We start from the raw sequence: 13,135 nt of genomic DNA on the forward strand, positions 1-13,135 counted from the left end.
ATAGACGAACGCCCACCCCGAAGGGTGGGCGTTTCTCGTGATGGTCGGGCCGGAGAGATTCGAACTCTCGACCTTCCGCCCCCCAGACGGACGCGCTAACCAGGCTGCGCCACGGCCCGACACGAGGCGTGTATAGAGGTATCCGGGCGGCGGGTGCAAGCGGCAAAACGCAACTTTTTGCAACGGCCTGCCGGAAGCCCGCGCGGCGGTGCCCTGGCCTGCGCGCCAGCTCAGTGCGGCAGGGCACGCGGCGGCTGGCCCATCCGGGCCTGCAGCGCCGTGAGCCGGTCGCAGGCGGTCAGAAGCCGCATCCGCTCGACGGTGCCGAGACCCGCAAGATCGAGCCCGGTCAGGCCGCGCGACAGCACCGCAAGCGCGGGCTCCGGCGTGGGCGGCAGGGCGGGGGTGGTCTCGTCGGGGCGGGCGCTGCCGGCGACGAGCAGACTCACCACGTGGGCGAGTGCCTCGGGGGCTTCCGGCTCGACGTCGAGGGCAATCGGTGCCTCGGGCACCGGCTCGGGCTCGGGCGGCGAATCATCTGCATCTTCGATCTCGACGAGGGGCGCGGTCTCGATCTCGGCGACGATCCCGGCTCCCTCCGGCGCCGGCGCCTCAAAGAGCGAGGCCTGGCGCCAGGAGGCAACACGTGGGGTAAGCAGGGTGCCGGCCGGTGCATCGGGGCCGGGCGTCGCGTCTTCGGCGGGCAGGGCAGACGCGGCCTCGATCCCGTCGGCCTCGGTCCGGTCAGCTTCGGGCAGGGCGGCTTCGGACGTATCCTCGGCCGCGTCGAAGCTCAGCTCGCCCCGGGCCGCGACCTGTTTCGCGCCTTGTTCGCGCAGCAGCTTCTGCACGCCACGGATTGTCATCCCGTCATCGTGCAGGAGCTTCTTGATGCCGGCGAGCAGCTGCACGTCGTCGGGGCGGTAATAGCGCCGCCCGCCCGCGCCCTTGACCGGCTTTACCTGCGGAAAGCGGCTTTCCCAGAAACGCAGCACATGGGTGGGCGTTTCCAGAAGCTCGGCCACTTCGGAAATGGTGCGGAAGGCATGGGCGGACTTGTTCATCTCGCGGTCCTGGTCGCGGCGGCGCGTCACTTCGCGTTGCCGGCCGCGACGCGATCCTTCATCAGGTGCGAGGGCCGGAACGAGAGCACGCGGCGCGGGCTGATCGGCACTTCCTCGCCGGTTTTCGGGTTGCGCCCCATGCGCGAGCTTTTCTCGCGCACCGAGAAGGTGCCGAAGGACGAGATCTTCACCGTCTCGCCATTGGCCAGCGCGTCGGACATGTGGCGCAGCACGCTTTCGACAAGCTGCGCGGATTCGTTGCGGCTCAGACCAACTTCGCGGAACACCGCTTCGCTCAGGTCCATGCGCGTCAGGGTCTTTTCGGACATCGTGTCATCCCCCCGGATGTGACTGCGCCCACGATGGGCGCAAATCCATGCCGGTGTCAATAAGAACGGCTTGTCAACGGCTTGCGCGGCGCTCTGCCGCAGGGGGATGCCCGCAACGCGGGCGGACGCGGCGCTTACCAGCGCAGCACCACCGAGCCCCAGGCAAGGCCGCCGCCGATCGCCTCGGTGACGAGCAGGTCGCCGGTCTTGATCTGGCCGCGCTGCTTGCCGACCGAGAGGGCGAGGGGAATCGATGCGGCCGAGGTGTTGCCGTGGTCCTGAACGGTCAGCACGACGCGTTCCATCGGCACCTGCATCCGCTCGGCCGTGGCCGAAATGATCCGCAGATTGGCCTGATGCGGCACGATCCAGTCGACATCCTCGCCGCTCATGCCGATCTTGTCGAGCGCGGTATGGGCGGTTTCGGCCAGCTTCTGCACGGCATGCTTGAAGACCGCGTTGCCCTGCATCCGCAGATGCCCGGCCACGCCCGTGGTCGAGACGCCGCCATCGACGTAAAGCAGCTCGCGATAGCGGCCGTCGGAATGCAGATCGGTCGAGAGCACGCCACGGTCGCTGTTCGTACCGCTGCCCTCGGCCGCCTCGAGCACCAGCGCGCCGGCTCCGTCGCCGAAGAGCACACAGGTGCCGCGGTCGGTCCAGTCCATGATGCGCGAGAAGGTCTCGGCCCCGATCACCAGCACGCGTTCGGCCTGACCCGAGACGATCAGCCCGTTCGCATTCGCCAGCGCATAGACGAAGCCCGCACAGACCGCCTGCACATCATAGGCGAAACCATGCGTCGAGCCGAGCCCGGCCTGCACCATGGTGGCGACGGAGGGGAAGGTGAAATCGGGGGTCGAGGTGGCGACAACGATCGCGTCGATGCGGTCCGCGGGGATGCCGGCATCCTCGAGCGCCGCCTGCGCCGCCTTGATCGCAAGCTGCGAGGTGGTTTCGCCCTCGGCGGCGAAGTGACGCCGCTCAATGCCGGTGCGGGCGCGGATCCATTCATCCGAGGTGTCGAGCGTGGCCTCGAACTCGCCGTTCTCGACGACGCGCGCCGGCAGGTAATGGCCGACGCCGCGGACGACGGATCTGATCTTCATAGTTCGTTCTCGCTGGATGCCTCTCCCGAGGGCGCATCCTGCCTTGCCACTGACGCAGAGGCAACCCGTGCCGCGAGCCTTTCGACGAAACCGGAGCGGGCGAGGCGGGCGGCCAGCTCGATCGCGGCGGCGACGCCGGTCGCATCGGCCGAGCCATGCGACTTCACCACGGTGCCGTTCAGCCCGAGGAAGACGCCGCCATTCGCCCGACGCGGGTCGATCTGCGCGCTCATCCGCTTCAGCGGCCCCATCGCGAGGAAGGCGCCGAGCTTGCTGAGCGGCGTCGCGGTCAGCGCCCCGCGCAGTAGTTCGGCGGCGAATTTCGCCGTGCCCTCGGCGGTTTTCAGCGCAACGTTGCCGGTGAAGCCGTCGGTGACGATCACGTCGACGCGGTCCGAGGGCAGGTCGTTGCCCTCGACGAAGCCGACGAAATCGAAGGCGCCGGCCTCTTGCGCCGCGCCGATCATCTCATGCGCGAGCCTTAGCTCGGCATGCCCCTTGTGTTCCTCGGTGCCGACATTGAGCAACCCGACGCGGGGCCGGGCAAGGCCGAGTGCGTTGCGGGCGTAGGAGGTGCCCATCAGCGCATAGGTCAGCAGATCGGGGGCGTCGGCCTTCACGTCGGCGCCCATGTCGAGCATGACGTTCCAGCCGGTCGGATTGCGCGACGGCCAGAACGAGGCGATGGCGGGGCGGTTCACCCCGGGCAGCTTGCGCAGCCGAAGCATCGACACCGCCATCAGCGCGCCAGTGTTGCCGCAGGAGACGGCAACCGCCGCCTCTCGCTCGCGCACCGACTCGATCGCCGACCACATCGAGGTGTCCTTGCCGCGCCGCATCACCTGCGACGGCTTGTCGTGCATTGTCACCACGCCCTCGGCATGGTGCAGCACTGCGCAGTCGGCAAGGCCGCGCGCAGCGATCAACGGAGCGAGCTCGTCCTCACGGCCGTGCAGGATGAAGCGCAGGGCAGGGTTGGCCCGATGGGCGATCTGCACGCCGTCGAGCACCGCAACCGGGCCGCGGTCGCTGCCCATGGCGTCGACAGAAATGACGAGGGCGCCGGACACGGCCGGCGCCTTGGCCGCGGTCTCGCGGCCATCCGTCTGCGCGGCATCGGCCCGGCCTTCGGCCCGCGTCTGCTCTTGTTCAGGCAGCATGGATCAGAGGCTCGGGCGACGCGCTTACGCGGCGTCGTCGTCCAGATCGACTTCGACGGCCTGCGCAACGACTTCGCGGTCGTCATAGTGACCGCAGGCGCCGCAGACGTGGTGCGGACGCTTCAGTTCGCCACAGTTCGGGCATTCAGCCGGATTGGCGGCCACAAGGGCGTCATGCGCACGGCGCATGTTACGGCGGGAGCGCGTGACTCGGTTCTGCGGGACAGCCATGTCTAATCCTCGATTGTTCGCGGGCACAGGGCCCTGATTTCCTTGAGTATCGTCACTGGCGCCGGAGAGCGGACCGGGTGCGAACCCAGACTTCGAATGAGGCCGGGAACATACTGCGATTCCGCTCCGTTGCAAGCCCTTTCTTGCGCTGCCGCGCCGTGCAGGCGCCGATGTGCAAAAGCCGGGCAGGCGGCGCGTAAACGGGCGCTCACTCGTCGCCCGTCTCGTCCTTCTTCGCCATCAGGTCGCGCAGGTTGGCGAAGGGGCGGGTGTCCTCGTCGCGCATCGGCACGGCGCCCGGTTCGGTCACCACGGTCTCGTCGAGCTCGGCGCCCGGCGCCCGCGGATAGAGCGGCAGCGCAAGTTCGAGCACCTCGAGTGCCACTGCGGCAAGGTCGATCACCGCGGGCAGCGGCTCGCTCGTGTCGTCCTCGGGCATCTCGACCTCGTCACCCTCGGGTTCGGGCATGTCGGCGAGGTAGTGGCGCTGCACGCCCTCGCTCAGCCGGGTGGTGACTGGGGCAAGGGTGACGACGCAGGATTGGACCACCTCGGCCTCGAATTCCGCCTGCAACGTCCAGTCGCTGCGCCCCTGCGGGGTCAGCGTTCCGTTCAGTCGCAAAGAGTTGAGCGCCTCAACCCCGGCCCAGGTGGCGATCGCCGCGCGGGTCTCGGCATCGGGGCGCAGGTCGAAACGATTGGGTTTGCGGCCGGCAAGCTCGGCGGGGCGGAGCGGCACGCTCCAGGGAAGGGGGGCATCGGTCATGGCAGCTCCTGGGTCTCGGGGCCGGCGGTCGCCGCATCGTGCTTGAGGGCCGGGCCGGGTTGTTGTAAGCGGGATAAAAGGCCGCAGGCCATGAGGCAAGAGGGGGTAACAGGTGAGCACCGGAACCGTGACGCGGCGCATTGCGCTGGCGATGGCCCTTGGCGCGAGCCTCTTGGCGGCTGGCTGTACGGCGATTTACCAGAATCACGGCTATGTCCCGACCGAGGAGGATCTGGCGCAGGTCCAGGTTGGCAAGAGTTCGCGCGATGACGTGGCGGCGGCCGTGGGCCGTCCTTCGGCCTCGGGCGTGCTCGAGGGCTCGGCGTGGTATTACGTCGGCTCGCGCTGGAAATACTATGGCGCCCGGGCGCCGCAGGAGATCGACCGCCAGGTCGTCGCGGTCAGCTTCGACAAGGCCGGCACCGTCGCCAATGTCGAGCGCTTCGGCCTTGAGCGCGGCGAGGTGGTGGTGCTGTCGCGGCGCGTCACCAAGTCGAACATCAAGGGCATCAGTGTCGTGCGGCAGCTTCTGGGCAGCCTCGGCCGGGTGTCGGCGACGCAACTCACGCAGTGAGCTTTGCCGCGCCGCGGCGGTTTTTCTTCCGTCGCGGTGCCGAGTCGCCTATGATCGCTCCCGTTCGGGCCAACCCGGGGAGCCACCATGTTTTCGCTCGCGAGGGGACGTTACGGCGCGCGTTTCGCCGCGACCCCGTCCGACCTTCGCGCCGCGCAGGCGCTGCGCTGGCGCAGCTTCGTCGGCGCCCGTGGCGGCATCGCTGCCGATGCGGTGCCACTCGATGCCGATGAGTTTGATGCCGTCTGCCGGCATGTGCTGGTCGAGGAGGTGGCGACGGGGCGGCTGGTGTGCTGCTTCCGGCTGCTGCCGCTGAAAGATGGCAGCGAGATTGGTCGCAGCTATTCCGCACGATATTACGAGCTTTCGGCGCTGCGCGGATTTTCCGGGCCGATGGTCGAGATGGGGCGCTTCTGCATGGAGCCCGGCCTGCACGATCCCGACATCCTGCGCCTGGCCTGGGGCGCGATGACGCGCTTCGTCGATGCCGGGAAGGTCGAGATGCTGTTCGGCTGTTCGTCTTTCACCGGTACCGACTGGGAATATTTCGCCGATGCCTTCGCAGTGCTGGCTGAGCGTCACCTTGCGCCGCGGCGCTGGTGGCCGCGGGTGAAGGCGCCGAAGGTGGTGCGCTATGCCCGCGCGCTGATCGGCCGGCCGGGGGACCCGAAACAGGCGATGCTGCGGATGCCGCCGCTGTTGCGCAGCTATCTGACGATGGGGGGGTGGGTCAGCGATCATGCCGTGGTCGACGAGGATCTGGGCACGCTCCATGTCTTCACCGGGCTCGAGATCGGCGCGATTCCGCCGGCCCGGGCGCGGGCGCTGCGGATGGTAGCGGGGTAGGGGGCGCCGCCCCCTCTTTTGCCTGACGGCAAAATTCACCCCCGGGATATTTGGAGCAGTTGGAAGCGGGGAGGGGCGCGCATGTCGGGGCGATTCTCCGCGTGCTTCAGGGGGCGGTTTCGCGGCGTGGAACGCTTTATGGCCGCGGCTTCCGGGGGGTGGAAGAATATCCCTAAAACCCGACAAATTTTAGCGTGATTGTTTGCTTGAACCCGGCGCGCGGATCTGGCGTAACACCCGGGACGGGGCGCATCGGGTGTCCCGGGCCCCGGCGCGGGGTTGTATCTGCCGGCCGCTTCCCCTTTATGGGCGGTCAAATCGAGTCCACAGCCATATCGGACACAGGGATGCAACGGGATATCACCAGCGGCGCGGCCATCACCTTCGACGGGGTCGGCAAGAGCTATCCGAAGACGGGCGGCGGCAGCGTCACGGCGCTCGAGGGGATTTCCTTCGAGGTGCCGGCCGGTTCGATCACCGGAATCATCGGGCGGTCCGGTGCGGGCAAGTCCACGTTGCTGCGGATGGTCAACGGGCTCGAGCAGCCGACGGCGGGCACGATCACCGTGGCCGGGCGCGACGTCGGCCGGGCCCGCGGTGCGGCGCTGCGCGAGATCCGGCGCGAGGTCGGGATGATCTTCCAGCACTTCAACCTGCTCTCGTCGCGCACGGTCGAGGACAATGTGGCGCTGCCGATGGAGATTGCCGGCATTCCCGCGGCGAAGATCCGCCCGCGGGTGCGCGATCTGATCGCCCGTGTCGGCCTTGAACAGCTGGCCGGGCGCTATCCGGCCGAGCTGTCGGGCGGGCAGAAGCAGCGCGTCGGCATCGCCCGCGCGCTCGCCACCGATCCGAAGGTGCTGCTGTCGGACGAGGCGACCTCGGCGCTCGACCCCGAGACGACGCGGACGGTGCTGCGGCTTCTGGCCGACATCAACCGCGACCTCGGGCTGACGATTCTTCTCATCACCCACGAGATGGCGGTGGTGCGCGACATCGCGAGCCATGTCGCGGTGATCGAGGGCGGGCGGATCGTCGAGCAGGGGCTCACCTATGACGTCTTCACCGCGCCGCAGCACCCGACGACGCGCAGCTTCCTTGCCGGCGTCACCGGCGTCACCCTGCCGCGCTTCATCGCCGACAGGCTGCAGACCGACCGCCCCGCCGGGCCGGCGCGCGAGGTAATCCGCATCACCTTCCTGGGCGACAACGCGACCGACCCGCTGCTCGCGCGGATGAGCGCGACGCTGGGGCTCGATGTCAACATCCTCGCCGGCGCCATCGAGGAGATCGGGCCGCGCCCCTTCGGCAACCTGCTGGTCTCGATCGACGCAGCGCGGGCGGCCGAGGCGCGGGCCTATCTCGAAAGCCATCAGCAGCGCACGGAGGTGCTGGGCTATGTCCTCTAATCTGATCAACCTGCTGATCTCGGCCACCTGGCAGACGCTCTACATGGTCTTCCTGTCGACGCTGATCGGCGCGTTGATCGGCCTGCCGATCGGCGTGTTCCTTGCCTGTTCGCGGCGCGGCGAGCTGTTGTCGGCGCCGGCGGTGAACAAGGTGCTGGGCATCGTCGTCAACGCGACCCGCTCGATCCCCTTCATCATCCTCGTCGTGGCGATCATCCCCTTCACCCGGCTGATCGCCGGCACTTCGATCGGCACCACCGCCGCGATCGTGCCGCTGACCATCGCCGCCGTGCCCTTCATCGCGCGGCTGATCGAGAATGCGATCCGCGAGGTCGATGCGGGGCTGATCGAGGCGGCGCGGTCGATGGGCGCGACGCCCTTGCAGATCATCCGCAAGGTGCTGATCCCCGAGGCGCTGCCGGGCATCACGCTTGGCCTCACCCTCGCCGTCGTCAGCCTGATCGGCTATTCGGCGATGGTGGGCGCTGTCGGCGGCGAGGGGCTGGGCGACCTTGGCATCCGCTATGGCTACCAGCGCTTCATGCCCGACGTGATGGCGGTGGTGGTGGTCATCCTGATCGTTCTCGTCCAGCTCGTGCAGACCATCGGCGAATGGATCGCACGGCGGGTGGACAAACGCGCGCCCGGCAACCGTGGCGCATAACTTTTCAAGCTCAGAGGGAAAATTCCGATGAAAAAGCTGATGACGCTGATCTCCGTGCTCGCGCTCACGGCCGGGACCGCGATGGCCGAGGACATCAAGGTCGGGGTCTCGCCGGGCGAGCATGCCGAGATCATGGAAGAGGTGGCGAAGGTCGCCAAGCCGATGGGCCTTGATATCAAGGTGATCGAGTTCTCGGATTACGTGGTGCCGAACCAGGCGCTGGCCGATGGCGACATCGAGGCGAACTCGTTCCAGCACAAGCCCTATCTCGACAACCAGATCAAGGACCGCGGCTTCAAGCTGGTGCCGGTGGGGACCACGATCACCACGCCGATGGGGCTCTATTCGAACAAGGTGAAGTCGCCGGCCGAGCTGAAGGACGGCGATACCGTCGGCATCCCGAACGACCCGACGAATGGCGGCCGCGCGCTTCTGGTGCTGCAGGACTTCGGCCTGATCAAGCTTGCCGACGGCACCGGCCTGACCCCGACCGTGCTCGACGTCACCGAGAATCCGAAGAACCTGAAGTTCCAGGAACTCGACGCCGCGCAGCTGCCGCGCTCGCTCGCCGATCTCGACGCGGCGATGATCAACACGAACTATGCCATCGCCGCCGGTCTGAATCCGAAGACCGACACCATCGCGATGGAAAAGGCCGACAACCCCTATGTGAACATCATCGTGGTGCGCGAAGGCGACGAGACCGCGCCCTGGGTGAAGACGCTGGTTTCGGCCTACCACTCGGACGAGGTGAAGAAATTCATCGAGGACAAGTATCACGGCACGGTGCTGACCTCCTGGTGAGCCGTTCCGGGATCCAATCGGCGGGCGCCCCTTCGGGCGCCCGTTTGCATGTGCGGCCCCCTGCACGCCCCCGTTGACCTTTCGCCGCCGCCCGGCTAGCGGAGAGCCATGGCACGCGCACCCCTTCTCCAGCTTTCCGGCATCTCCCTCACCTTCGGCGGCGACCCCGTCTTCGAGGGGCTCGATCTCACCGTTCAGGAGGGCGACCGCATCGCGCTCGTGGGCCGCAACGGCTCGGGCAAGTCGACGCTGATGAAGGTGATGGCGGGGCTGGTCGAGCCCGACCACGGATCGCGCGTGGTGCCGAGCGGCACGCGCGTGGGCTACATGGAGCAGGAGCCCGACCTCTCGGGCTTTGCGACGCTTGGCGATTTCGCCGGATCGGGCCTCTCCGAGGCCGAACACTACCGCGTCGAGATGGTGGCCGAGGGGCTGAAGTTCCGCCCCGAGACCCCGGTCGCCACCGCCTCGGGCGGCGAGCGGCGGCGCGCGGCGCTGGCCAAGCTTCTGGCCGAGGCGCCCGAACTCATGCTGCTCGACGAACCCACCAACCACCTCGACATCGAGGCGATCGGCTGGCTGGAAAACGAGCTGAAGACCACCCGCACCGCCTTCGTGCTGATCTCGCATGACCGCGCCTTCCTGCGCAACCTGACGCGGGCCACGCTCTGGCTCGACCGCGGCGCGCTGCGCCGGCAGGAGCGCGGCTTCGAGGCCTTCGAGGACTGGCGCGAACAGATCTGGACCGAAGAGGACGAGGCCCGCCACAAGCTCGACCGCAAGATCAAGGCCGAGGCGAAATGGGCGGTCGAGGGGATCTCGGCGCGGCGCAAGCGCAACATGGGCCGGGTGCGGGCGCTCGAGGCGCTGCGCGCCGAACGCGCAGGCCAGATCCGCCGGCAGGGCACCGCGGCGATGGAACTTGAAAGCTCGGGCACCTCGGGCAAGCGGGTGATCGAGGCGAAGGGCCTCACCAAGTCCTTCGGCGACAAGGCGATCGTGAAGAATTTCGACCTGCGCGTGCTGCGCGGCGACCGCGTCGCCTTCGTCGGCCCGAACGGCGTGGGCAAGACCACGCTGCTGAAGATGCTGACCGGCGAGATCGCGCCCGATGCGGGCACGGTGACGCTCGGCACCAATCTCGAGATCGCGGTCTTCGATCAGGCGCGCGCCACGCTCGACCTCGACCAGACGCTGTGGGGCGGGATGGTGAACGACCCCGACATGCGGGTCTCGGGCCAGTCCGATCAGGTGATGGTGCGCGGCCGGCCGAAGCATGTGGTGGCCTATCTCAAGGATTTCCTCTTCGACGAGAGCCAGGCGCGGGCGCCGATCGGCTCGCTCTCGGGCGGCGAACGGGCACGGCTGCTGCTTGCGCGGATCATGGCGAAGCCCTCGAACCTGCTGATCCTCGACGAACCGACGAACGATCTCGACGTCGAGACGCTCGATCTGCTGCAGGACATCCTCGGCGAGTATGACGGCACGGTGCTGCTGGTCAGCCACGACCGCGATTTCATCGACCGCGTCGCGACGACGACGATCGCGATGGAGGGCGACGGCCGCGCCACGGTCTATGCCGGCGGCTGGAGCGACTATCAGGCGCAAAAGGCGCTGAGCGCCCCCGCGGCGCCGGCCGCCGCGACCGCCCCCGCCGCGAAGAGGGCCGAGCCCGCCGCCGCCCCGAAGGCCGCGCCGAAGAAGCCGGGCCTCAGCTTCACCGAGAAGCACCGGCTCGAGGAGCTGCCCGGTGTCATCGACAAGCTCGAGCGCGAGATCGGCAAGCTCTCCGAGCTCCTCTCCGATCCCGAGCTCTTCACCCGCGAGCCGGTGAAGTTCAGGAAGGCCACCGAGATGCTGGGCGAGCGTCAGGCAGCGCTGAGTGCGGCCGAGGAGGAATGGCTGACGCTCGAGGAAAAGGCGCAGGGCTGACTCCCGGGCGCAGTGACGCCGCGTCACGCTGCCACAGCCTTTACCCTTTCATCTTGCCGGAAATACCTTGCGGGGGTCCGGGGGTGCAAAACCCCCGGCCGCGCCGGACCGTGCGCCTGAGGGAGGACAGATGACCACATCGCCGCAAGGCCCGCTCGCCGGGCTCCGCATCGTCGAGATTTCGGGCCTCGGCCCCACGCCCTTCACCGTGCAGCTCTTCGCCGACATGGGGGCCGAGGTGATCCGCATCGCGCGGCCGAACTCGGGTGGCGCGGCGAACCACGTGCTCGGCATCGCGAACGACCCGATCGAGCGCGGCCGCGACGTGCTGGAGCTTGACCTCAAGGCGACCGAAGATCTCGCCATCGCGCGGCGGCTGATCGCCAAGGCCGACGCTCTGGTCGAGGGGATGCGCCCGGGCGTGATGGAGCGCCTCGGCCTCGGCCCTGCCGACTTCCCCGAGAACCCGCGCCTCGTCTATGGCCGGATGACCGGCTGGGGGCAGAGCGGCCCGCTCGCCCAGACCGCGGGGCACGACATCAACTTCGTCGCGCTCTCGGGCGCGCTCGGCGCGATTGGCACGCCCGAGACGCCGGTGATCCCGCTCAATCTGGTGGGCGATTTCGGCGGCGGCTCGATGTGGCTCGCCTTCGGGATCATGGCGGCGCTGTGGCATGCGAAGGCGACGGGGCAGGGGCAGGTCGTCGATGCTGCGATCACCGACGGCATCGCCGGGCTTCTGGGCATGGTGCACGGGCTTGCGGCGAGCGGGCTCTGGTCCGACCGGCGCGGCGAGAACCTGCTCGACGGCGGCGTGCCCTATTACGGGGTCTATCCCTGCAAGGCGGGCGGCCATTTCGCCATCGGCCCGATCGAGGAGAAATTCTGGGCCGAGTTCCAGCACCTGATGGGCTTTGCCCCGGGCGAGCTGCCCGACCGCGCCGACCGTACCCTCTGGCCCGAGCTGCGTGCGCGCATCGGTGCGCGCTTCCTCGAGAAGAGCCGCGCCGAGTGGGAGGCGATCTTCGAGGGCACCGACGCCTGTGCGACGCCGGTTCTGACGGTGTCGGAGGCGGTGAGCCACCCGCATAACGTCGCCCGCGGCGCCTATCTGCGCCACGAGGGCATCGTGCAGCCCGCCCCCGCGCCGAAGCTGAGCCGCACCCCGGGCGCGATCGGGCCGGGCTCGACCCTTGCCCGGATCGGGCGCGAGGATGCGCTCGCCCGCTGGAGCGCCTGAGCGGCGGCGCGCAAGAGCCTTGACTTGCACCCCCCGATCTCCGATAAGCCGCCAACCCGGCAGAGGACACCCTCTTGCGGGGGGAATCATGTGCAACAACGCCCCGGGAGGGGCGCGCTGCCCGAGGCGGGCCCGCAAGGGCCGTGAAACTCCGCAAGGGGCCACAGGGCGCGGCTTGGAAAAGGAAGAACGCATGTTTGCGGTCCTCAAGACTGGCGGCAAGCAATACAAGGTCCAGGCGGGCGACGTGCTCCGCGTGGAACTGATCGCTGCCGTTGCTGGCGACAAGGTCCAGTTCAACGAGATTCTGATGGTTGGCGGCGACACCCTGACCGTTGGCGCCCCGCTCGTCGAAGGCGCTGCGGTCGTCGCGGAAGTCATCGACACCATCAAGGCCGACAAGGTCATCACCTATCACAAGCGCCGCCGCAAGCATTCGTCGCAGCGTACCCGTGGCCACCGTCAGAAGCTGACGCTGGTGCGCGTGACCGAGGTTCTCGCCTCGGGCGCCGCTGCCTCGGGCGTGAAGGAAGCCGTCGGCACCGCTGCTGCGCGCGTCGCCGCGCACGAAGCGAAGTAAGAGGAGACTGACAGATGGCTCACAAGAAAGCAGGCGGTTCGTCCCGCAACGGCCGCGACTCTGCCGGTCGTCGTCTTGGCGTCAAGCTCTACGGCGGTCAGGCTGCGGTTTCGGGCAACATCATCGTGCGTCAGCGCGGCACCACCTGGTGGCCGGGCGAAGGCGTGATGATGGGCAAGGACCACACCATTTTCGCCGTCACCGAGGGCAAGGTCACCTTCAAGAAAGGCCTCAAAGGCCGGACCTTCATCTCGGTTCTTCCCGTTGCGGAGGCGGCCGAGTAAGCCGAACCGCAATCCGGACAGGAACAGGGGGATCGGCTGCAAGGCCGGTCCCCTTTGTCTTTGCTGCGATGCGGCATGGTGATCTCGAAGAATTCATCGAATTTTCAAACGGGTAGGGTTCAAATTGTCATCGTCCCGCCCCA

Annotated in this window: 15 protein-coding genes and 1 tRNA gene; 9 read left to right on the plus strand and 7 right to left on the minus strand. The window is 68.1% G+C overall.

Annotation, left to right across the window (positions count from 1 at the left end; all coding sequences use genetic code 11):
* Window positions 1-41: 41 nt before the first annotated feature.
* The 7 genes from EOW65_RS00200 to EOW65_RS00230 all read right to left on the minus strand — a co-directional run bounded on the left by EOW65_RS00200 (window position 42) and on the right by EOW65_RS00230 (window position 4,659).
* Window positions 42-119: transfer RNA gene (locus tag EOW65_RS00200), tRNA-Pro, on the minus strand.
* 111 nt (window positions 120-230) lie between these two features.
* Entirely contained in the window at window positions 231-1,064 is an 834-nt protein-coding gene (locus EOW65_RS20090) for a MerR family transcriptional regulator (RefSeq protein ID WP_206363995.1), read from the minus strand.
* 26 nt (window positions 1,065-1,090) lie between these two features.
* Window positions 1,091-1,393 (minus strand): integration host factor subunit alpha, encoded by a 303-nt coding sequence (ihfA, locus tag EOW65_RS00210; RefSeq protein ID WP_113901063.1) that lies wholly within the window; start codon window positions 1,391-1,393, stop codon window positions 1,091-1,093.
* A 134-nt stretch (window positions 1,394-1,527) separates the two neighbouring features.
* Window positions 1,528-2,502 (minus strand): beta-ketoacyl-ACP synthase III, encoded by a 975-nt coding sequence (locus tag EOW65_RS00215; RefSeq protein ID WP_128147025.1) that lies wholly within the window; start codon window positions 2,500-2,502, stop codon window positions 1,528-1,530.
* Complete coding sequence (plsX, locus tag EOW65_RS00220; RefSeq protein ID WP_128147026.1) at window positions 2,499-3,662, minus strand: phosphate acyltransferase PlsX; 1,164 nt, start codon at window positions 3,660-3,662, stop codon at window positions 2,499-2,501. The genes EOW65_RS00215 and plsX overlap by 4 nt, the downstream gene beginning before the upstream one ends.
* Window positions 3,663-3,686: 24 nt before the next feature.
* A complete protein-coding gene (gene rpmF, locus EOW65_RS00225; RefSeq protein WP_113901060.1) occupies window positions 3,687-3,893 on the minus strand; it encodes a 50S ribosomal protein L32 in 207 nt (68 codons plus the stop codon).
* A 208-nt stretch (window positions 3,894-4,101) separates the two neighbouring features.
* Window positions 4,102-4,659: a YceD family protein gene (locus EOW65_RS00230; RefSeq protein ID WP_128147027.1), complete on the minus strand. Its 558-nt coding sequence runs from the start codon at window positions 4,657-4,659 to the stop codon at window positions 4,102-4,104.
* A gap of 151 nt (window positions 4,660-4,810) precedes the next feature.
* Here EOW65_RS00230 and EOW65_RS00235 point away from each other — a divergent pair, with 151 nt between their 5' ends.
* From EOW65_RS00235 to rpmA, 9 genes are all read left to right on the plus strand, one after another.
* A complete protein-coding gene (locus EOW65_RS00235) occupies window positions 4,811-5,233 on the plus strand; it encodes an outer membrane protein assembly factor BamE (protein WP_128147237.1) in 423 nt (140 codons plus the stop codon).
* An 87-nt stretch (window positions 5,234-5,320) separates the two neighbouring features.
* The gene (locus EOW65_RS00240; protein WP_128147028.1) at window positions 5,321-6,079 is read left to right on the plus strand and encodes a GNAT family N-acetyltransferase; all 759 of its coding nucleotides are present in this window, start codon (window positions 5,321-5,323) and stop codon (window positions 6,077-6,079) included.
* A 347-nt stretch (window positions 6,080-6,426) separates the two neighbouring features.
* Window positions 6,427-7,488 (plus strand): methionine ABC transporter ATP-binding protein, encoded by a 1,062-nt coding sequence (locus tag EOW65_RS00245; protein ID WP_128147029.1) that lies wholly within the window; start codon window positions 6,427-6,429, stop codon window positions 7,486-7,488.
* Complete coding sequence (locus EOW65_RS00250; RefSeq protein ID WP_128147030.1) at window positions 7,478-8,152, plus strand: methionine ABC transporter permease; 675 nt, start codon at window positions 7,478-7,480, stop codon at window positions 8,150-8,152. Before EOW65_RS00245 ends, EOW65_RS00250 begins: the two co-directional genes overlap by 11 nt.
* 27 nt (window positions 8,153-8,179) lie before the next feature.
* Entirely contained in the window at window positions 8,180-8,956 is a 777-nt protein-coding gene (locus tag EOW65_RS00255; RefSeq protein ID WP_128147031.1) for a MetQ/NlpA family ABC transporter substrate-binding protein, read from the plus strand.
* Window positions 8,957-9,064: 108 nt separating this feature from the next.
* Window positions 9,065-10,888, plus strand: coding sequence for an ABC-F family ATP-binding cassette domain-containing protein (locus EOW65_RS00260; protein ID WP_128147032.1), 1,824 nt, complete (start codon window positions 9,065-9,067; stop codon window positions 10,886-10,888).
* Window positions 10,889-11,018: 130 nt separating this feature from the next.
* Window positions 11,019-12,128 carry a CaiB/BaiF CoA transferase family protein gene (locus EOW65_RS00265; protein WP_128147033.1) on the plus strand — a complete coding sequence of 370 codons (1,110 nt, stop codon included), beginning with the start codon at window positions 11,019-11,021 and terminating at the stop codon, window positions 12,126-12,128.
* 193 nt (window positions 12,129-12,321) lie between these two features.
* Window positions 12,322-12,708, plus strand: a complete 387-nt coding sequence (gene rplU, locus EOW65_RS00270) for a 50S ribosomal protein L21 (protein WP_121531410.1) — start codon at window positions 12,322-12,324, stop codon at window positions 12,706-12,708.
* A 14-nt stretch (window positions 12,709-12,722) separates the two neighbouring features.
* The gene (gene rpmA, locus EOW65_RS00275; RefSeq protein ID WP_121531408.1) at window positions 12,723-12,992 is read left to right on the plus strand and encodes a 50S ribosomal protein L27; all 270 of its coding nucleotides are present in this window, start codon (window positions 12,723-12,725) and stop codon (window positions 12,990-12,992) included.
* The last annotated feature ends 143 nt before the right edge of the window (window positions 12,993-13,135 follow it).

This window comes from Paenirhodobacter ferrireducens (assembly GCF_004022265.1).
In the GTDB taxonomy this organism is placed as follows: Bacteria; Pseudomonadota; Alphaproteobacteria; order Rhodobacterales; family Rhodobacteraceae; genus Rhodobacter; species Rhodobacter ferrireducens.